Annotated in this window: 19 protein-coding genes; 8 read left to right on the top strand and 11 right to left on the bottom strand. The window is 59.8% G+C overall.

Features of this window, described 5'->3' with window-relative positions; translation table 11 throughout:
- The first annotated feature begins 73 nt into the window (after positions 1 to 73).
- The gene (locus ALP8811_RS07240) at positions 74 to 1,072 is read left to right on the top strand and encodes a TDT family transporter (RefSeq protein WP_108856461.1); all 999 of its coding nucleotides are present in this window, start codon (positions 74 to 76) and stop codon (positions 1,070 to 1,072) included.
- On the opposite strand, the gene ALP8811_RS07235 is transcribed toward ALP8811_RS07240, so the two are convergent.
- Positions 1,063 to 1,416, bottom strand: a complete 354-nt coding sequence (locus tag ALP8811_RS07235) for an MmcQ/YjbR family DNA-binding protein (protein WP_108856460.1) — start codon at positions 1,414 to 1,416, stop codon at positions 1,063 to 1,065. The two genes, ALP8811_RS07240 and ALP8811_RS07235, sit on opposite strands and share 10 nt — an antisense overlap.
- A gap of 203 nt (positions 1,417 to 1,619) precedes the next feature.
- Between ALP8811_RS07235 and cysS the strand changes: the two genes are divergently transcribed.
- Genes cysS through ALP8811_RS07220 form a run of 3 tightly spaced genes read left to right on the top strand, consistent with a single transcriptional unit; the run spans position 1,620 to position 5,436 of the window.
- Positions 1,620 to 3,020 (top strand): cysteine--tRNA ligase, encoded by a 1,401-nt coding sequence (cysS, locus tag ALP8811_RS07230; RefSeq protein ID WP_108856459.1) that lies wholly within the window; start codon positions 1,620 to 1,622, stop codon positions 3,018 to 3,020.
- Positions 3,017 to 4,636 carry a citramalate synthase gene (gene cimA, locus ALP8811_RS07225; protein ID WP_108856458.1) on the top strand — a complete coding sequence of 540 codons (1,620 nt, stop codon included), beginning with the start codon at positions 3,017 to 3,019 and terminating at the stop codon, positions 4,634 to 4,636. Before cysS ends, cimA begins: the two co-directional genes overlap by 4 nt.
- Positions 4,633 to 5,436: a squalene/phytoene synthase family protein gene (locus tag ALP8811_RS07220; protein ID WP_108856457.1), complete on the top strand. Its 804-nt coding sequence runs from the start codon at positions 4,633 to 4,635 to the stop codon at positions 5,434 to 5,436. Before cimA ends, ALP8811_RS07220 begins: the two co-directional genes overlap by 4 nt.
- Positions 5,437 to 5,446: 10 nt before the next feature.
- On the opposite strand, the gene ALP8811_RS16330 is transcribed toward ALP8811_RS07220, so the two are convergent.
- Positions 5,447 to 5,611: a hypothetical protein gene (locus ALP8811_RS16330; protein ID WP_181363706.1), complete on the bottom strand. Its 165-nt coding sequence runs from the start codon at positions 5,609 to 5,611 to the stop codon at positions 5,447 to 5,449.
- 101 nt (positions 5,612 to 5,712) lie between these two features.
- On the opposite strand from ALP8811_RS16330, the gene ALP8811_RS07215 reads away from it, so the two are divergent.
- Positions 5,713 to 6,600: a LysR family transcriptional regulator gene (locus tag ALP8811_RS07215; protein ID WP_108856456.1), complete on the top strand. Its 888-nt coding sequence runs from the start codon at positions 5,713 to 5,715 to the stop codon at positions 6,598 to 6,600.
- On the opposite strand, the gene ALP8811_RS07210 is transcribed toward ALP8811_RS07215, so the two are convergent.
- Genes ALP8811_RS07210 through edd form a run of 3 tightly spaced genes read right to left on the bottom strand, consistent with a single transcriptional unit; the run spans position 6,597 to position 9,816 of the window.
- Positions 6,597 to 7,328: a class I SAM-dependent methyltransferase gene (locus ALP8811_RS07210; protein WP_108856455.1), complete on the bottom strand. Its 732-nt coding sequence runs from the start codon at positions 7,326 to 7,328 to the stop codon at positions 6,597 to 6,599. The genes ALP8811_RS07215 and ALP8811_RS07210 overlap by 4 nt on opposite strands.
- Before the next feature lie 30 nt (positions 7,329 to 7,358).
- On the bottom strand, positions 7,359 to 8,000 hold the full coding sequence (gene eda, locus ALP8811_RS07205; RefSeq protein ID WP_108856454.1) for a bifunctional 4-hydroxy-2-oxoglutarate aldolase/2-dehydro-3-deoxy-phosphogluconate aldolase: 642 nt from the start codon (positions 7,998 to 8,000) through the stop codon (positions 7,359 to 7,361).
- A 13-nt stretch (positions 8,001 to 8,013) separates the two neighbouring features.
- Complete coding sequence (edd, locus tag ALP8811_RS07200) at positions 8,014 to 9,816, bottom strand: phosphogluconate dehydratase (RefSeq protein ID WP_108856453.1); 1,803 nt, start codon at positions 9,814 to 9,816, stop codon at positions 8,014 to 8,016.
- A gap of 210 nt (positions 9,817 to 10,026) precedes the next feature.
- On the opposite strand from edd, the gene ALP8811_RS07195 reads away from it, so the two are divergent.
- Together ALP8811_RS07195 and ALP8811_RS07190 are read left to right on the top strand one after the other, a co-directional pair.
- The gene (locus ALP8811_RS07195; protein ID WP_108856452.1) at positions 10,027 to 11,244 is read left to right on the top strand and encodes an RSP_2647 family RNA methyltransferase; all 1,218 of its coding nucleotides are present in this window, start codon (positions 10,027 to 10,029) and stop codon (positions 11,242 to 11,244) included.
- Complete coding sequence (locus tag ALP8811_RS07190) at positions 11,241 to 11,792, top strand: RSP_2648 family PIN domain-containing protein (protein WP_108856451.1); 552 nt, start codon at positions 11,241 to 11,243, stop codon at positions 11,790 to 11,792. Before ALP8811_RS07195 ends, ALP8811_RS07190 begins: the two co-directional genes overlap by 4 nt.
- Positions 11,793 to 11,798: 6 nt before the next feature.
- Here ALP8811_RS07190 and ALP8811_RS07185 read toward each other — a convergent pair whose 3' ends face one another.
- Genes ALP8811_RS07185 through ALP8811_RS07175 form a run of 3 tightly spaced genes read right to left on the bottom strand, consistent with a single transcriptional unit; the run spans position 11,799 to position 13,525 of the window.
- Positions 11,799 to 12,479, bottom strand: coding sequence for a M48 family metallopeptidase (locus tag ALP8811_RS07185; RefSeq protein ID WP_108856450.1), 681 nt, complete (start codon positions 12,477 to 12,479; stop codon positions 11,799 to 11,801).
- A 39-nt stretch (positions 12,480 to 12,518) separates the two neighbouring features.
- Positions 12,519 to 13,160, bottom strand: coding sequence for a DedA family protein (locus tag ALP8811_RS07180; RefSeq protein WP_108856449.1), 642 nt, complete (start codon positions 13,158 to 13,160; stop codon positions 12,519 to 12,521).
- A complete protein-coding gene (locus ALP8811_RS07175; RefSeq protein WP_146184001.1) occupies positions 13,157 to 13,525 on the bottom strand; it encodes a hypothetical protein in 369 nt (122 codons plus the stop codon). Before ALP8811_RS07175 ends, ALP8811_RS07180 begins: the two co-directional genes overlap by 4 nt.
- A 137-nt stretch (positions 13,526 to 13,662) precedes the next feature.
- On the opposite strand from ALP8811_RS07175, the gene ALP8811_RS07170 reads away from it, so the two are divergent.
- Positions 13,663 to 13,983, top strand: coding sequence for a DUF3817 domain-containing protein (locus ALP8811_RS07170; RefSeq protein WP_108856447.1), 321 nt, complete (start codon positions 13,663 to 13,665; stop codon positions 13,981 to 13,983).
- On the opposite strand, the gene ALP8811_RS07165 is transcribed toward ALP8811_RS07170, so the two are convergent.
- The 3 genes from ALP8811_RS07165 to ALP8811_RS07160 are packed head-to-tail and all read right to left on the bottom strand — an operon-like array spanning position 13,980 to position 16,803.
- Positions 13,980 to 15,164, bottom strand: a complete 1,185-nt coding sequence (locus ALP8811_RS07165) for a vWA domain-containing protein (protein ID WP_108856446.1) — start codon at positions 15,162 to 15,164, stop codon at positions 13,980 to 13,982. The two genes, ALP8811_RS07170 and ALP8811_RS07165, sit on opposite strands and share 4 nt — an antisense overlap.
- 9 nt (positions 15,165 to 15,173) lie before the next feature.
- Positions 15,174 to 15,335, bottom strand: a complete 162-nt coding sequence (locus ALP8811_RS16325) for a hypothetical protein (protein ID WP_181363705.1) — start codon at positions 15,333 to 15,335, stop codon at positions 15,174 to 15,176.
- A gap of 52 nt (positions 15,336 to 15,387) precedes the next feature.
- The gene (locus ALP8811_RS07160) at positions 15,388 to 16,803 is read right to left on the bottom strand and encodes a DUF2927 domain-containing protein (RefSeq protein ID WP_181363704.1); all 1,416 of its coding nucleotides are present in this window, start codon (positions 16,801 to 16,803) and stop codon (positions 15,388 to 15,390) included.
- Positions 16,804 to 16,946: the final 143 nt, after the last annotated feature.

The following is a 16,946-nucleotide window of genomic DNA, read 5'->3' as shown; positions in this document are numbered from 1 at the left end:
AATAGCGCGCCTTGGGCGGGCTTTCGAAAAGCTTGGCCGCGCGTTACATCAGGGCAAGCCGAAAGGATCCCAAATGAGCAAACCGCCATATTTCCCGCCTCCGCCGCCCATTCCCGAAAAGACGCGCCTGTTTCAGCGCACGCCTCCTGCGATCTTTCCGCCAATCATGGGGTTGTTCGGGCTTGGCCTTGCGTGGCGTCGTGCGACCGAGGTGTTCGGGGTGCCCGCCGGGTTTGGGGATGTGGTCCTTGGCGCGGTAACGCTGCTTTATCTATTTTGTGTAGTGGCTTACATCGCGAAGCTAATTCAACGACCAGCCACTTTCTTTGAAGATCTGAAGGTACTGCCGGGACGTGCAGGGCTGATTGCGATGATGCTTTCGGGATATCTGTTGGCAGCCAGCATTGTGGTCTACTCGACGACGTGGGCAACGGTCATCTTCTCTCTCGCGCTCGCCGGGCATATTCTTGTGGCTGGCCGCGTGGCCTTCACGCTGATCACCGGTCCGGTCGAGGCGCGCTCGGTCACACCTGTGTGGCACCTGTTGTTTGTTGGCTTCATCCTAAGCCCGTTTCCTGCGCTGCCCTTGGGTTTTCATGCATTCTCGACCGTGGCGTTCTGGGGAAGCCTTGTTGTGGCAATCGCCATTTGGGGCGCCAGCCTTGCGCAATTCCTGCGTGCAGATGTCCCGCCACCTCTGCGACCGCTTCTGGCCATTCACCTGGCTCCGGCCAGCGTGTTGCCCACCGTGGCCTTCATGCTCGGATTGCCTGAAGTCGCCTATCCGCTCTGTGCGTTGGCCGTTGTACTGCTAAGCCTACTGGTTCTGCGGGCGCGATGGCTGACAGTTGCCGGATTCAGCCCGCTTTGGGGGGCGTTTACATTCCCACTGGCGGCATTTTCGACCGTGATGCAGATCGCTGCGGTCTCTACCGGCTCGGAGGTTCTGCGCATCATTGCAGGGCTTAGCCTTGTCGCCGCCAGCCTGATGATCCCGCCCATTGCCTATAAGGTCGTGATGATGTGGTCCAAAGGGGTGCTGGCTGTGAAAACCAACGCGGCTCAGGCTTGATCGGCAAACGCGGGTAGGGCGGCTTGGGCCTTTTTGGTCAGGCTGCCCCGCACCAGCGCATAAGAACGGCGGATCCGATGAGTTAGCTCTTCCGGGTCCGTGTCGAACGGTATGTTCACCCATGAGCGATGAAAATAGGGCGCTTTGACGCCGACACCGGCCTCGATCAGCATCGTTGCAGTCTCGATATCTGGGGTTTTGACGGACACGCCTGGTGTCTTCGCACCTATCGCTGCAAAGATCTTGTCGCCCACTTTCCACACGTCATGTCCCGGTCCAAACGGCTCGGACCAGTCAGCGCCCGGAAGGGCTGCGCAAATCTTGTTCACTGCATCGCGTGTCATGGCCCGACGATAACCCGCTTGGCAGGTGCGGGGAAGAGTGATAGCGTCCCTCTAATGAAACGGACAAGCATCATCATTATCTGCTGCATTACCCACTGAGATACTCAGGCGGGCCGTTCTTCTATTCCATACATGTCAGGAACTTGGTAAGCCCGCACGGGAAATTCTGTGGGAACACGTATGCGCGGACGCACGAGGACAACATGACGGATATCAAGCTTTACAACACGATGGCGCGGGCGAAGCAGGACTTCACCCCGATCGACCCCAATAACGTCCGCATGTATGTCTGTGGGCCGACGGTCTATGACCGCGCCCATCTGGGCAACGCGCGCCCCGTGGTGGTGTTCGATGTGCTCTATCGCCTGCTGCGCCATGTCTATGGGGCGGATCACGTGACCTATGTGCGCAACTTCACCGACGTGGATGACAAGATCAACGCGACCGCGCTGGCCCGCAAGGAAGCAGGCGCTTCCGGCACGTTGGAGGAACTTGTGCATGAACGCTCGAACGAGACGATCGCGTGGTACCTGAACGACATGCGCGCGTTGGGGGCGATGGACCCCAACGAAATGCCGCGCGCGACCGAGTTCATCCAGCCGATGGTCGACATGATCGAGGATCTGATTGCCAAGGGGCATGCGTACCAGGACGGGGCAGGGCATGTGCTGTTTTCGGTGAAAAGCTATGACGACTACGGACAGCTGTCGGGCCGCTCGGTCGATGACATGATCGCCGGCGCGCGTGTCGAGGTTGCGGACAATAAGCGCGACCCGATGGATTTCGTGCTGTGGAAGCCTTCGACCGATGATCTGCCCGGCTGGGACAGCCCGTGGGGCCGAGGCCGCCCAGGCTGGCATATCGAGTGTTCCGCCATGAGCCATGACCTGCTGGGGGCGTCTTTTGACATCCACGGCGGCGGCAACGACCTTCAATTCCCACACCATGAGAACGAGATCGCGCAGTCGAAATGCAGCCATCCCGATGCGGGGTTTGCCAACTATTGGCTGCACAACGAGATGTTGCAGGTCGAAGGCAAGAAGATGTCCAAATCCTTGGGCAACTTCTTCACCGTGCATGACCTGCTAGAGCAGGGCGTGCCGGGCGAGGTAATCCGCTTCGTGTTTCTTGGCACGCATTATCGCAAGCCAATGGACTGGACCGAGAAGAAGCGGGCCGAGGCGGAGGCGACACTGCGCAAGTGGCGCGGTTTGACCGCAGGTGTCGAACCAGCATCTAGCCCGTCGCCAGTTGTTGCTGCGGCTATTGCGGATGACCTGAATACCGCAGGCGCTTTGGCCGAGTTGCACAAGATGGCGGCAGAAGGCGACGCCTCCGGCCTGTTGGCTTCAGCGCAAATGCTGGGGCTTTTGACAGGTGAATTGGGGGATTGGGCCACAGCCCCCACAGTGGACCTGTCTGGCTTGGCGCAAAAGCTCCACGAGACCCGGGTGGCTGCGATGGAAACCAAAGATTTCTCCGCTGTGGACGCGCTGAAAGCCGCCTTGACCGAGGCAGGCGTTCAAATCCGTATGTCCAAGGAAGGGGTCGAGCTTGAACCGGGTGCAGGTTTCGACGCCTCAAAATTGGAGGGGCTGCTATGACAGAGCGCCTTTACATCTACGACACCACGCTACGTGACGGGCAGCAGACCCAAGGTGTGCAGTTCTCGCTGACGGAAAAACAGCAGATCGCAACCGCTCTGGATGCGCTTGGTGTGGACTATATCGAAGGCGGCTGGCCCGGTGCGAACCCGACCGACAGCGACTTTTTCGATGCCGCCCCCAAGACCCGCGCGACGTTCACCGCCTTTGGAATGACGAAACGGGCAGGGTACTCGGCTGAAAACGACGACGTGTTGGCGGGCGTGATGAACGCGGGCACCTCTGCGGTCTGTCTGGTGGGCAAAAGCCACGATTTCCACGTCACCACTGCGCTTGGTATCACGTTGGACGAAAACGTCGAAAACATCAGCGCGACAATGGCTTACATGGTCAAGGAAGGGCGCGAGGCGCTTTATGACGCCGAGCATTTCTTTGATGGCTACAAAGCCAATCCCGACTATGCGCTGACCTGTGTGAAAGCCGCCTATGACGCCGGGGCGCGTTGGGTTGTGCTGTGCGACACCAACGGGGGCACGCTTCCCCATGAAGTGTACGAGATCACCAAGGCGGTCATTGCTGCGGGTATCCCCGGCGACCATCTGGGCATCCACACCCATGACGACACGGGCAATGCGGTGGCGTGTTCGCTGGCCGCCATTGATGCGGGCGCGCGTCAGGTGCAAGGCACGTTGAACGGGCTGGGCGAGCGCTGTGGCAACGCCAATCTGGTGACATTGATCCCGATCCTGTTGACCAAGGAACCTTATGCCAGTGCCTATGAACTGGGCGTCAACAAGGATGCTCTTGCGGGTCTGACCCGCATGTCGCGCCAGCTGGATGACATCCTGAACCGCGTGCCGAACAAGTCGTCGCCCTTCGTTGGCGCGTCGGCCTTTGCGCATAAGGCGGGGCTGCACGCCTCTGCAATCCTGAAAGACCCGACCACCTACGAACACATTCCGCCCGAAACGGTGGGCAACACGCGTATCGTGCCCATGTCCAATCAGGCCGGACAATCGAACCTACGCGCGCGCCTTGCCGACGCTGGGATCGAGGTCGAAAAGGGCGATCCGCGTCTGGGCGACATCCTGAACCGCGTGAAAGAACGCGAGGATCAGGGCTATGCTTATGACGGCGCGCAGGCCAGTTTCGAGCTGGTCGCCCGTGACGTTCTGGGCCAACTGCCGCAGTTCTTCGAAGTGAAGCGGTATAAGGTCACGGTTGAGCGTCGCAAGAATAAGCGCAACCAGATGATCAGCCTGTCCGAGGCGATCGTGGTAGTGAAAATCGGTGACGACAAGAAGCTGTCCGTGTCTGAAAGCATGGATGCATCCGGTACCGATCGCGGCCCGGTGAACGCGCTGGCAAAGGCATTGGCGAAGGATCTGGGGCCGTATCAGGCGATCATCGAAGACATGCAGCTGGTCGATTTCAAGGTGCGCATCACCCAAGGCGGGACCGAGGCACAGACCCGCGTGATCATCGACAGTGAAGACGGGGCCGGGCACCGCTGGTCCACGGTCGGCGTCAGCCCGAACATCGTTGACGCCTCGTTCGAGGCGCTGTTGGATGCGATCATCTGGAAGCTGCTGCGTGACGGGGCGCAGGCCGCATGACGACCGCTCCTGAAGATTATGATCCCATTGCTGCCTGTGCCGAGCAGGTTCTGAAAGGCGATCCGGATCGTTTTCTGGCCGCGATGAGCGGTACGGTGGAGGAACGAAAGCGGCTTTTTCCGCTCTATGCGTTCAATCTGGAAGTCGCCCGCGCACCTTACATGTCACAAGAGCCGATGGTGGCCTTGATCCGGCTTCAGTTCTGGCGAGATGTGATTACGGGGGCTGTCGACGGGACCGAGGCTCCGCGCCACGATGTTGCGACGCCGCTGTCTCAGCTGGTGATCTGGGGCGACATGCGGGCCGCGCCCTTGCTTCGTATTGTTGAAGCGCGCGAGGGCGACGTGCAGGGAAACCAGCTTCAAGGCGTTGATCAGATCCGCGCCTATCTGCGTGCGACCTCCGGCGCGTTGATGCTGGCAGGGGGGCAGCTGTGCGGCATGACTGAATTTGCTGGTGATTTCGAGATCGACACCGCGCTGGAAGATCTGGGCGAAGCAGTAGGGCTGGCCAACTGGTTGCTGGCGCAGCCTGCGCTGGCCAAGGCCGGGCGGGGGCATGTGACCCCGGATGCCGAGGTCATTCAGACGCTCTGCGCGGGTGGTCTTGAACATCTGAGCAACGCACGTGCGGCCTTGGGGCGTCGCGGAAATCCCGCCTTGCGCAGTGCATGGCGAGCGCAAGGCATTCTGAAACAGGCGGCAAAACAGCCTGCTCTTGTGACCGAAGGTGCGCTTGGCCACGCCGAGGTCACCCGGCGCGGCCATATGTTGTGGCTTGGGCTGACAGGTGGTTGGTAAGCCAAAGCGCTTAGCCGGCAAACCACTTCCGATGCCAGCGGCGTAGTTCTTTTTCAGCGCGGGCCTGGCTGTCGTTCTGCATCTTCCGTTCATCCCGAAAAACGGTTTTCTGGCCGTCGGTATGGCGCTCGGTCCGGGTGGCGGTGCGGAAGGAATTTGATAGTATCGAGATCATGGTCTCTCTCCTTTATATCTTTGTTCTGTTATGAAAATAGGGTTGATTGGGTGCATCTGGCAAAGCAGTATGATTTTCAATATGTAAGATGAGGTAACAATATGGATTGGAGGTCCCTGCCATCGCTGGCCACGTTGCGCGCGTTCGAAGCTGCCGCACGGCATCAAAACCTCAGTCAGGCGGCCCGCGAATTGAACGTGACCCACGCTGCTATCAGTCAGCATGTGCGCAAGCTTGAGGAAGAGTTGGGCGAGCCGCTGTTGCTGCGACAGGGGCGTGGTATGGCGCTGACCGATGCGGGGCGGCAGCTGGCAGACAGTCTTGGCACTGGATTTTCAACCATCGCCGACGGGATCGACCAGATCCGACAGCGCGGACAGGACAGGCCGGTCCAAATCTCGGTCACACCCGCCTTCGCCTCCCATTGGCTGATGCCCCGGATCGGCTCGTTCTGGGCCGAGTATCCCGAGGTTACGATCAACATCAATCCCAGCATGGATCTGGTGGATCTCCGTCGGGATGGGGTGGATCTGGCGGTCCGTTATGGGGACGGAAATTGGCCGGGTATGGATACAGAGCTTCTGACCGATGGCGAATTTATCGTCGTCGCCCATCCCGACCTGATCCGGGGGCGGCAGGTGAACAGCCTGTCTGATCTGGTGGATCTACCGTGGGTGATGGAAAGCCATATGATGGAGCGACGTCGGATTGTCGAAGAAGAAGGGATTGATCTGGATCTGGTAAGTCTGACCACCATGCAAACCAGCGGGTTGGTGATGTCGGCAGTTACGGCGGGGTTGGGCGTGTCCGTACAACCTAAGTCTCTGATTGAAGCGCAGATCAAGGCGGGAACCGTCGTGTCTCTACACCGCTTCATGCAGACCGAACTGGGGTATTATATCGTGACCCGCCCCGGAGCCCTGACACAGAATGCTGTGACGTTTCGCAATTGGTTGCGACGCAAAGGGGCGGAGGCGATGGCGGGCTAATGTGCTATCACAAGGCGATACCCACAGTCTCGATTGTCCAGTTCCAGCAAGTCTGCGTGTTTGCGCGCCCAGGTTCCGTCTGACAGGTCGCTGGCCAGCTGTGACAGTTCAGACGAGATATCCCCGATGGCGTGAAAAGATGACATGGCGGCGCGAATACGTGGATCCAGATAGGCTTCGGGCCTGCGCCAATAGGCAGCCAGGAAGCCGTCAGTGCAGTCGTGGGGTATGGGTAGCTCGGTGACCTCGACCCTGCCCAACCACGCGTCATAGGCGGCCATCGGTGGCATCTGCCCATCATCCAGCACCGCCAGTTGCGGGATATAATCCAGAAGCCAGAAATCACGAAACGACGGGTCGTAAGACAGGATAACCAATGGCCCTTTGGTCACGCGCCGCATCTCGGTCATGCCTTTGGCCTGATCCGTCCAGTGATGGATCGTTAGGACCGCCATCGCAGCATCAAAGCTGTTGTCATCAAAGGGCAGGTCCTCGGCCACGCCTTGAACCACGCGGGTGGGCGAGGGGGGACGTTGGGCGATCATCTCGGCCGAGGGCTCGACGGCTGTCAGTGTGCGGCCTTCAGGCTCGTACGATCCGGCACCTGCGCCGACATTCAGGACTGTCTGCGCGTCACCCAACGCAGCTTCGATCCGCGCCGCGATACGCGGGTCAGGTTTGCGTAGCTGCGCATAGTCTATGCCAATTCTGTCATATTTTGCGGCCATGCCAATTCATAGCAGGACCGTCGCGTTCTGTCAGTCAGTGAGCGCCGCGGCTTCGGCAGCCAGAGCTTCGATCCCCGCCCAATCGCCGGCTTCGACCAGGTCCGCCGGTGCAACCCACGACCCACCGACGCAGAGCGTGTTGGGCAGCGATAGATAGTCCATTGCGTTTTTCAGGCTGACTCCACCGGTCGGGCAAAAGCGGATCTGGGGCAGGGGCGAGGACAGTGATTTCAGGAAGGGCACACCGCCTGCAGCTTCGGCAGGAAAGAATTTCTGCACGGAGTAGCCTCGTTCAAGCAAGCGCATGCTTTCCGAGGCCGAGGTCGCGCCGGGTAGAAGCGGCAGGTCGTTGGCCTCGCAGGCATCCAGCAACCTGTCGGTGGCGCCGGGTGACACGCCGAAGGTCGCGCCCGCCATCTTGGCATTCTCGACGTCGTCAGACGTCAGCAATGTGCCAGCACCCACCACGCCGCCCTCGATCCGCGCCATTTCGGTGATCACTTCAAGTGCCGCCGGGGTGCGCAGGGTCACCTCCAATGCGGGAAGCCCCCCCTTGACCAGAGCTTTTGCCAAGGGCGCAGCATGAGCCACGTCCTTCACGACCAGCACGGGCACCACAGGTGCCAAGCGGCAGATTTCTTCGGCGATGTTGCTTGCCATATCGGGTGTCATGTCGCTGTCTCCCTTAAAATATCGATGTTGCGCCTTCGGTTGCCGGGCGTGCCGCGCGGCGGAAGGTCTCGAACAGTTCGCGACCGCAGCCGTCGCCGTTTCCGCTTAAGTCCACCTGTACGGCAGGGCGGTCTGTGGCGCCTTCGGTCAGTACTTCCAGCGTCCCGTTCGTCGCATCCAGCCGGATGATGTCGCCGTCACGGATGCGCGCAATGGGGCCACCGTCCGCGGCTTCTGGCGCCACATGAATGGCGGCTGGAACCTTGCCCGATGCGCCCGACATGCGTCCGTCTGTCACCAGGGCCACACGTTGGCCCCGAGATTGCAGGACCGACAGAACCGGGGTTAGACCGTGCAGTTCTGGCATGCCATTCGCGCGGGGGCCTTGGAAGCGCAGGACAAAGATGATGTCGCCGGTCAGCTCACCCGCCTTAAACGCGGTTTTGACGCTTTCCTGATCGTGGAAAATGCGAGCGGGGGCTTCGATCACATGGCGATCGGGGTCCACGGCCGAGATCTTGATCACGCCCTGACCCAGATTGCCCGACAACTGAGACAGCCCGCCGGTTTTCTGGAATGGGTCACTGGCGGGGCGCAGGATCTTGTCGTTTAGGCTTTCACGAGGCGCGGGTTCCCAACGCACGCGGTCGCCGTTCAGCTTCGCCTCTTGTGCATAAGCAGTCAGGTTGCCTGCATTGGTGGTGGCGTCGGGGTGCAGCAGGCCTTCTTCAAGCAGGTTGCCAATCATATAGCCCAACCCGCCAGCGGCGTGGAAATGGTTCACGTCGGCCAGGCCATTGGGGTAAACCCGCGCCATCAGCGGTACCAGCGCCGAGATGTCGGCGAAATCTTCCAGTGTCAGGATAATGCCAGCGGCGCGCGCCATTGCGGGCAGGTGCAAGACAAGGTTTGTCGAACCTCCGGTCGCCATCAAGCCAACCAACCCGTTTACAAAGGCTTTTTCGTCCAGCACGTGACCGACCGGTGTGAACTGATCCTTGCCGTGGGCAATGTCCAGCGCACGGCGGGTGCCTTCGGCGGTCAGCGCGTCGCGCAATGGCGTGCCGGGCGTGACGAACGAGGCGCCGGGCAGGTGCAGGCCCATGAATTCCATCAGCATCTGGTTGGTGTTCGCGGTACCGTAGAACGTGCATGTACCGGGTCCGTGATAGGCGGCCATTTCGGATGCCATCAGCTCTTCCCGGGTGGCGTCGCCAGTGGCGAACTTCTTGCGTGTTTCGGCCTTTTCGTCGTTTGAGATGCCGGATGTCATGGGGCCAGCGGGCAGAAATAAAGTCGGGATATGGCCAAAGCTGGCGGCGGCAATGATCAGCCCCGGCACGATCTTGTCGCAGACGCCCAGATAGAGGGCTGCATCAAAGGTGTTGTGGCTCATCGCGACGGCGGCAGCCATGGCAATTACATCGCGGGAAAACAGGCTCAGCTCCATCCCGGTTTCACCCTGCGTGACCCCGTCGCACATGGCAGGAACACCGCCAGCCACTTGGGCCGTTGCCCCTTGCTCGCGGGCAATCTGCTTGATCAGGTCCGGGTAACTGGCAAATGGCGCGTGTGCTGACAACATGTCGTTATAGGCGGTTACGATCCCAATATTGGGTGCGCGTCCAGTCGCAAGCTGCGCTTGATCCGCCCCCGCGCCGGCATAGGCATGGGCCTGACCCGAACAGCTGAGATGCGCGCGGCGTGGCCCGTCCTCAATCGCGGCTGCGACCTTTTTCAGATAGGTCGCGCGGCTGTCGCGCGAGCGTTCCATGATGCGGTCGGTGATGGCTGTAAGGGTCGGATGGGTGGCCATGTTGTGCCTTTCCAAGTGCTTACGGTTGCGCGTTACGGTCAGGATACCGCGTTTGTGCCCCGGATAACAGAAAATGATAGCGCTAACAACAGGTAGAATTGCCGCGAAGGCAGATTGTTGAGCAAGCGGGGGCAATGGAATTGGCCTTTCCGTTGCCATATCCACGCGGTAGGGAAGTCCAACAACGTACTGAACCTTACAGGCCGCCCTATGACACAGACTCCGCAAGACCAATCTGACCGCCCGGTGATCCGCCTGAAGCCCAAGGCCAATGCACGCGCCATTCGGCACGGGTCGCCTTGGGTCTTTGACAACGAACTTGTCACCGACCGTCGCACCAAGAAAATCGCGGCTGGTGGCATTGCGACGCTTGAGGATGCGGGCCGAGAAGTGCTGGGCACTGTCGCAGTTTCGCCCGGATCGCGCATTTTCGCGCGGATCTTGGATCGAGACCCTACAGCGCAGATTGATGTGGATTGGTTCAAAACAAAGCTGCAAGCGGCGCTGGACCATCGCGCACGCCTGTTCGATGCCCCGTTCTATCGTTTGATCCATGCCGAGGCAGACGGCTTGCCCGGCGTGATCATTGACCGGTTCGGAGATACGGCCGTGATCCAGCCCAATGCGGCTTGGGCCGAAGCGCATCTGGATCTTCTGACCGAAGCTTTGATGCAGGTCACGGGTGTCACCACGGTCCTGAAAAATGCCGCGGGTCGGGCACGTCAGTTGGAAGGGTTGGACGCTGAGAACGCGGTTTTGCGTGGTGCGGCCCCTGACGCGCCGGTCCACGTGCCGATGAATGGCGCGACCTATCTGGCGGACCTGACCGGTGGGCAAAAAACTGGACTGTTCTATGATCAGCGCCCCAACCATGCTTTCGCAGCGGGCCTGTCGAAAGGCGCGCGGGTGCTGGATGTGTTTTCGCATGTTGGTGGGTTTTCTTTGGCGGCGCTTGCAAGCGGCGCGTCTTCGGCGCTTGCGGTGGATGGATCGGCTGCTGCTTTGGCTTTGGCTGAAGGTGGGGCTGATGCCATGGGTGCGTCTGACCGTTTCTCGACCCGGAAGGGGGATGCGTTTGACGTCTTGACTGCGCTGAACGAAGAAGGCGCGCAGTTTGATGTGGTGATTTGCGATCCGCCCGCCTTTGCACCTTCAAAAAGGGCACTGGAACCCGGTTTGCGCGCCTATGAACGTGTGGCCCGTCTGGCGGCGACCTTGGTTGCCCCGGGCGGCTATCTGGGGCTGTGTTCATGCTCGCACGCGGCGACGATCGACAAATTCCGCAGTGCCTCGATCCGTGGGATCGGCCGGGCAGAGCGCAGCAGTCAACTGATCCATACGGGCTTTGCCGGGGCCGATCACCCGATGCATCCGCAGCTGGCCGAAAGCGGGTATCTGAAGTCGCTGTTCTTCCGGATCCTGCCGTGAAAGTCCTGATCGACGCCTGCGTCCTTTACCCGACCGTCATGCGCGAGATGGTGTTGGGCGCGGCGAAGATGGGGATGTTCATCCCGCTCTGGTCTCCTCGCATCTTGGAAGAATGGGCGCGCGCGGCTGCCCGCCTTGGTCCTGAACAAGAGACCTTTGCGCGCGGCGAGATCGCCCTGCTGAACGCCAACTGGCCAAAAGCGAGCATCCGGCCAAATGACGGCGTTGAGGCGCGCCTTTGGCTGCCGGATCAAAACGATATTCATGTTCTGGCCGCGGCGGTAACAGGTGGCGCAGATGTGCTTTTGACGCTCAACAACGCCGATTTCCCGCGCCATACCTTGGCGGAAGAGGGGATGCGCCGTGAAAGCCCGGATCTGTTCTTACGTGGTTTTGTCGACAGCCATCCAAGCGACATGGCTGCGCTGGCCAATCGTGTATTGTCCGAAGCCATCCGTCTGTCGGGCGACGACAGCTGGACCTTGCGCAAGCTGATGAAGAAAGCGCGGTTGCCCCGCTTGGGAAAAGCTCTAGAGGCTATGGCCTAACGCCGCCTAAACCCAGTTCGCCTGATTTTTCTCGATCGCGGCGATGCGGTCAGCGGTTTTCGGGTGGCTCATCAGCCAGGCAGGCATGACGCCGCCTCGGCCTTTGGTCAGTTCGTCCAGTTTGCCAAATAGGCTTTTCTGCCCCTCGGCCCCGATGCCCGACTTGATCAGAAGCGCCGTGGCATAGGCATCAGCTTCATATTCATCGCCGCGGCTTAGACCTGCTGCCACCAACCGTGTCAGGATGCGCGCGACATAGGCACCGGCACCGGGCAGGAAGCGCGAGATCATCATCGTCAGAACGGTCCGCAGCGCATTCTGACCAGAAAAATCGATCATCCGCTTACGGGCGTGTCCCAATGCGACGTGGCCAAGTTCATGCGCGATGACGCTGGCCAATTCCTCGCCCGTGACGCGCCCCTTCAGGTATTCGTCATAGAATCCCCGCGTGATGAATATCCGCCCATCCGGGGCTGCAAGACCGTTCACAGGCTGGATTTCATAGATGTGCACCGGAATGTCTGCCAGATCCAAACTGGCCGCCATGCGGTCCGTCAGCGCCTTCAGCTTTGGGTCCGCCAGCCGGGTGGATTTCGCATCCAACTCGCGGTGGGTGCGCCAGACTGAAAACCTGTAAAGGATCAGGCCATAGAGGATCGGAAGAAGGATCGGTAGAAGCTTGGTCATGTCCCCTATATGGGGGTAAATCGCCCGTCTTGAAAGAGTTTACGGGGCGGTGCATTCAACCGGGTCCTTTATGGACTTGTGACGCTCGTGCGCGCGGATCATCGCCTTGATCCACAGCATCGCGCCTGCCGCAACCACAAGGGCTGCCAACAGACCGGCGATGTTGCCCATCAGGCTTGCAAGGCTCTCGATCCGAGACGCGAACATGAAGCCAAGCCCGACATAAAGCGTCACCCAGATGGTTTCGCCAAGGATGTCCCAGACTGCAAACCGCAGCCAACCAAGACCCGTCGCGCCAGCTGCGAAGTTCACCCACGGGCCCAGTGGGGCAACCGCCCATGTGGACAGGAACACGCCCAAGCCACCGCGCCGATCAACAAACGCATGCGCTTTCGCCAGCACGGCTTTTCGGGCCGGGTTGCGAGCCAGTTTTTCTAGCGCCGGGGTGCCTCCGAACCGCCCGATGGCAAAACCGGTCTGGTCCCCAATTACGGCGCCGATGAAGGCGGCCGCGACAACATTGGTCAGCGCCAGATCTCCGGTCGCGGCAAACGCTCCGCCTGCCAGCATCATCAGAGAGGTTGGAATAGGCAGGGCGAGGCAGGACAGGAAGGCAGACGCAAACACCACCCACGGGCCATAGTCGGACAGAAGCGTGAAGACGAGCTCGGTCGAGATCATGGCTGCCCGCCGTCCTTGGTCGCGGTTGTGCGGTGCTCTTCAATCGCGGTTTCGATCCGCAAAATCAGCTCTTCAAGCGAGATGCCCTGCGCCTCGGCAAGGCGTTTCAGGTTGCGCCCCTCGGGGTTTTTATCGCCCATGGCAATGGCGTCGATCATGACCGGGCGCGGAACGTCCCAAGAGAAAGCAACGTAACGAGGTGTCATCCAGCCCGCGATCGGCTGGTCGATGTGAGCCGGATCGTTCCAATACACCCAATTTCCGATCGTACGCACGCCAAAGACGGCCGACGCCGACAATGCGATGACCAATATAACCGTGGCGATGGGGGCCGCGGCCCACATGCGGCGAAGGGATGAGATCACTGGGTTTCTCCTTCCTGTCAGGGTTACACGCGCGTCGTTTGAAGTTCCGTCGCCATCTGTGCGACATTTCGCCGGGTTTCGCCAGAGCCCCTGTCACGTCTATGCCCGTCAGAGCCAAAATTGCAGGGATCACGCATATGACCAAGGCCCGTTCCATCTGGATGTTTCGGAAAATCGCGTCCGTCGAAGGGTGGAGCTTTATTGTGCTGCTGTTTGTGGCCATGCCCTTGAAATATTGGGCTGACATGACCGAGATCGTCCCCATGGTTGGAATGGCACATGGGTGGCTGTTCGTGGCCTATATGGGCACATTGGTCTTTGCGTCCTCATACGGTGGCCTGACGATGACGCGGGTGAACTGGGCTATTCTGGCCAGTCTTTTACCCTTTGGCACCTTCGTACATGACCCGTATCTGAAGCGGGACGAAGAGGCCGTGCGCGCGCAAGACGCTGTTTAGCGTCCCAGCTCTTTCATGCCGCGCTCGATCCCGTCGATGGTCATGGGGACCATGCGACCTTCGAAGATCTGATTGATCATCTGAACCGACTGCGTATAGCGCCAGTGCTGCTCGGGCAGGGGGTTGATCCACATGTTGTCGGGCCACTGCTCGCGTGCGCGTTCCAGCCAGACTTGACCCGTTTCATCGTTCCAATGCTCGTTCGCGCCACCGCGATAGGCGATCTCGTAGGGGGACATCGAGGCATCGCCGACGAAGATACATTTGTAGTCCGAACCATAGGTGCGCAGCACTTCCCAAGTTGGGATTTGTTCGGTCCAGCGGCGAGAGTTGTCGCGCCACACACCTTCGTAAAGGCAGTTGTGGAAATAGTAGTATTCTAGGTGCTTGAACTCGGACCGTGCGGCGGAAAAGAGCTCTTCCACCACTTTGATATGCGGGTCCATGGATCCGCCAACATCAAGGAACAACAACACCTTAACAGCGTTCTTTCGTTCGGGGCGGGTCTTTACGTCCAGATAGCCATGTTCGGCCGTGGCGCGAATTGTGCCGTCCAGATCCAGCTCGTCATGGGCGCCGTCGCGGGCCCAGTTGCGCAGGCGTTTCAGGGCAACTTTGATGTTGCGCGTGCCAAGCTCGATGGAATCGTCGAGGTTCTTGAATTCGCGCTTGTCCCAGACCTTTACGGCGCGCTGGTGGCGCGAACGATCCTGACCGATGCGCACGCCTTCGGGGTTATACCCGTAGGCGCCAAAAGGCGAGGTGCCGGCAGTGCCAATCCATTTGTTGCCACCTTGGTGCCGCGCCTCTTGCTCTTTCAGCCGCTCTTTCAAGGTTTCCATCAGCTTGTCGAACCCGCCAAGGGCCTCGATCTCGGCCTTTTCTTCCGCGGTCATGAATTTCTCGGCCATTTTTTCCAGCCATTCCTGCGGAATATCGACGGCTTCCAACATCTGATCGGCGCTGATCGCTTCAAGCCCTTGGAAACTGGCTGCAAAAGCCCGGTCGAACTTGTCTAGATTACGCTCGTCTTTCACCATCGCGGTGCGGGCGAGGTAATAGAACCCCTCGATGTCATAGGTGACCAACCCAGCCTTCATCGCTTCCAGAAAAGACAGGTACTCGCGCAAGGATACCGGCACATTGGCCGCGCGGAGGTTTTCGAAGAAGGGCAGGAACATGGGCAGTCCTTAGGCGCGGGTGATCACAATGGTCAGGAAGGTCGCGATCAGCGCCAGCACGATGCCATGAACAGCACCATACTGCGCCATGTCCAGCCGATTACCGCCACGTTTCTTTGCACGAAGCGCGCCGAGTGCAGCGCCCACGATAAAAGCCACAATTACAACCATCTTCGCATCCCTGGCCTATGGTCGCCATGAACTGGCGACCCTGTCGAATTGCCTAGCCGGGAGCGATAGCTGCAATTTCTTGAAGCCGCGCACCCACTTGGGCGTTTGAGCCGAAGCCATACCGTGCCCAGCCCAGACTGTCGAGCCGTACGCGCGCAGCGTCACTTGAAAGCCCCTTGTGATCGAGCGCCTCGGCTTTGATCATCAAAAGCGTGGCCAAAAGGGCGGCATTCTGGGCCTGCCTTACCGCTGGAATATGTCGGTTAACGGTCGCGATGGCCTGATCAGCACTACCCGTCGATAGGGCGTAGGCCGCCAATTGCATACCCATATGTGCGGCGTGAAGATCGGTGCCCGCGCGATCACGATAGATGTTTTCGGCTTCGCGAAATGCGGCGAGGGCTGCGTGGCTGTCGGTGCGCATGTCTAGGCGACCCATCGCATACAGGCTGAAGGCCAACCGGTTGTCCTGCCAACCCTTTTGCCGCGCGATCGAAACTGCACGTTGTGCCGCCGCTTGACGTGACCTGAGGGACTTGTTGCGCCCCATGGCGACCGCGATGGCTTGCTTCCAATCCGTTGGGGTAATCGGGGACAAACGAGCGCTGCCGCTTCCGCCGGAAGGATTTAGACGATTTAGAACAGCGGGCAGGCGGCGTGCAACTTCAGCCTGTGACAGGCCAGATTGAAGTTCAGGTGCGTAGAAAATGCGCAGGATTAGCATGTCAAACCCGGTCAGAACCGTGTGGAAATTGTCGTCGTTGAAAACGCTGTTCTCTAACCGGTACAGGTCGTTCACGGGGCCAAGCGCCTGCGCGATTTCTTCGTGCAGACAGTCACGCATTTCCTGCGGGCTGACATCTGACGGGATGAATACGGCCATTTGCTTGCGTTGACGCATTTTGGTCCAATCCGTACGCGCGGTTCTGCGATTTTGCAGATAGTCGGTCCATCCCGACACGTTTGGGGTGACGAAGCAGGCGGCGTGCGGCACGTATTTCTGTAGCGTACGTTTAGGGATCAGTTCGACGGCGATCCGTCCGGCCGAGGGGCCCGTGCCGCGCCGAATGTTAATCCCGGCCTCGTTCCGAAGACGGGTCAAAAGCTGGTCCAAATCACGCTTCAACTGGGCTGGTGCATGACCAGAGACGGTGACAGAGATCGGACCTTCGAAGCGCGTTAAAACCGGTAAGGGGCGACCGCTTTCAAGCTGAAAGGTAAGGTCTATAAAATCGCCCATAATCAGACTGTTGGATCGAATTGGACGATCGGTTCTGATTGGCGAGAACGTTCTCATTGCAGGCAGAGTGTTGGGCAAGCTGATGCGCCGTGTGGCCACATCATTGGTGCGGTCTCCGCGATGAACGGCATTACCCGGGGCGGCCCCATCCGCGTTGGGCGCAGGGGCCATACAGCCCGCCAGTAAGAATGCGAGGGGGATCAAGACTGAGGGGCGGTAAGACCACATGGTAGGCTCCTTCCACAACGGTCAGAGGCCACGCGCCAAGGCGGATCCCTGTGGATGTGATGTGTCAGGAGCGGACGAGGGCGTCCATATATATGCAAGCACCCGGTCGATCTGGTGCCAGATCGCCGGTTAAATCGCGCCAA

Source organism: Aliiroseovarius pelagivivens, from assembly GCF_900302485.1.
Taxonomy (GTDB): Bacteria; Pseudomonadota; Alphaproteobacteria; order Rhodobacterales; family Rhodobacteraceae; genus Aliiroseovarius; species Aliiroseovarius pelagivivens.
Note: the sequence above shows the minus strand (reverse complement) of the source record. Positions and strands in the feature narration are given on the sequence as shown.